This window comes from Mesorhizobium sp. M7A.F.Ca.CA.002.04.1.1, from assembly GCF_004022805.1.
GTDB lineage: Bacteria > Pseudomonadota > Alphaproteobacteria > Rhizobiales > Rhizobiaceae > Mesorhizobium > Mesorhizobium ciceri.
In genome coordinates, this window is the sequence record NZ_RZPL01001147.1 from 1 (window position 1) to 1,006 (window position 1,006).

2 protein-coding genes are annotated in these 1,006 nt (G+C 62.3%); one reads left to right on the plus strand and one right to left on the minus strand.

Going from position 1 to position 1,006, the window contains the following annotated elements:
- Window positions 1-825 (minus strand): ABC transporter permease (locus ENZ75_RS32880; RefSeq protein WP_164888222.1); only part of this gene is annotated, 825 nt, incomplete at its 3' end.
- On the opposite strand from ENZ75_RS32880, the gene ENZ75_RS34835 reads away from it, so the two are divergent.
- Window positions 824-1,006 (plus strand): hypothetical protein (locus ENZ75_RS34835; protein WP_206617167.1); only part of this gene is annotated, 183 nt, incomplete at its 3' end. The two genes, ENZ75_RS32880 and ENZ75_RS34835, sit on opposite strands and share 2 nt — an antisense overlap.

Genomic DNA, 1,006 nt, shown 5'->3' on the forward strand with positions numbered 1-1,006 from the left:
GACCAGCACGTTGCGCACCCCGCCGCGCCCGCCGGACAGGCCGATGCCGCCGATAACCGCCACCAGCACGATATCGTAGAGCAGCGTCGAATTGACGACGCGGGTATTGATCGAATGCAGGCTGGCCGCCGTCAGCAGGCCGGCGACCAGTGCGACGAAGGCGGAAAGCACATAGCGCAGCACCAGCATCGGCCGCACCGGCATGCCGATGTTGCGGGCGGCCACCGGATTATCGCCGGCGAAATAGATATAGCGGCCCCATTTGGTGTAGCGAAGGAACAGGAAGAACAGGAAGGCCAGCCCTGCGAAGACGAAAACCTCGATGGGAATGTCGAGGAAGCGCAGGCCGCCGAGCAACTCGACCCAATGGCCCTGCGGCACCGGCACGGCATCCTGCGTGATCAGTTGCGAGCGTACATAGCCGAAGACGAAGGAGCCTGTCGCCAGCGTCACGAAGATCGCCGGCACGTCGGCATAGGCGACGAGAAAACCATTGAGCAGGCCGATGGCCAGCACACCGGCCAGCACATAGGCGAAGGCAAGCCCGTCCGGCGTCCCCGAATTCAGCAGTTGCAGGTACCAGGCGACCGACATCGCCATGATCGCGACGGCAGAGAGGTCGATGCCGCGGCCGATGATGACCACGGCCATGCCGAGCGCAAGGATGCCCAGCACCGACACGGAGCGGACGATGGCGACGAGATTGTTGGGGTCGATGAAACCTGGCAGGCCTATAGCCGCTGCAACGAACAGCACCACGGCGATGGCAAAGACAATGCCTTCCTGGTTCAGGCTCCTGAAATTTGGCCAGCCGATGGTGTTCATGTCTGCGTTTGCCCCGATGGCAGCGCTGCCATCCCTGGGAAAGAACGCTAATCGGCCCAACGCCGGTTCGTCAAATGAATCCGCGCCCGGAACCCAGGCCGGCTGCGATATTTATCGAGTGGACGATCGATTGCCGAAGCTGGCGCAATGCGCGGAAAACTCTGCGCTTTTGGCAATTGGT